This window comes from Bartonella sp. AP58NXGY, from assembly GCF_042195785.1.
Lineage (GTDB): Bacteria > Pseudomonadota > Alphaproteobacteria > Rhizobiales > Rhizobiaceae > Bartonella.
Genome location: NZ_JBHIOY010000374.1, coordinates 1 through 591, shown reverse-complemented (window position 1 = coordinate 591; position 591 = coordinate 1). Strand labels below are relative to the sequence as shown.

General features: G+C 34.3%; 1 protein-coding gene. It reads left to right on the top strand.

The annotated features are described in order from the left end of the window. A partial coding sequence (locus ACFINC_RS11510; RefSeq protein WP_375617287.1) for a hypothetical protein occupies positions 1-191 on the top strand: 191 nt, incomplete at its 5' end. Positions 192-591 lie beyond the last annotated feature (400 nt).

Below are 591 nucleotides of genomic sequence, written 5' to 3'. Positions count from 1 at the left end.
TGTCGTATGTGTGCGTTAAAAAACTTTGGAAATATCAAAAAAATGATTTTGGTGTTTTTATAGAACATAAAAATAATTTGGAGCACGAAGGTCGTCGTTTGCTAGAATGTGATACATGCGACCAATGCTCCTATGAGGTTGGATGTTCTTTTGATGATGCGATGGTTTATAATGAAGTCTGTTTACGATGATATTTTTTATTTATGACAATGCGCTATAGGGTCCTCTAGGGGCCAAGAATTTGCATGTTTATGAGAGGAGAGAGCTTGATTGTCATTTGAGTATGAGTGGAGAGGCATATGTTTATACTAATGTAGTGGTTTTAGCCAAATTTTGAATGCTCAATAGAGTGAAGTTTTTAGGGATACTGGTGATTATAGAAAGGCTTGTGTTTATAAGAATGCTTTGGTTTGTGGTGATTAAAGATTTGTGGGAAGGTAAAAGATTACAGAAAAGCTGTGTTTTGTGACACCGAAGATTTTTGTAGTAATGAAAAAATTCCACATGACGAAAAAAAGAAGATAGGAATGTTTACAAGAAGGACGTGTACGATTTTATCACGTTGTTCGTTTTGTTGGAAGTTCTTTATTT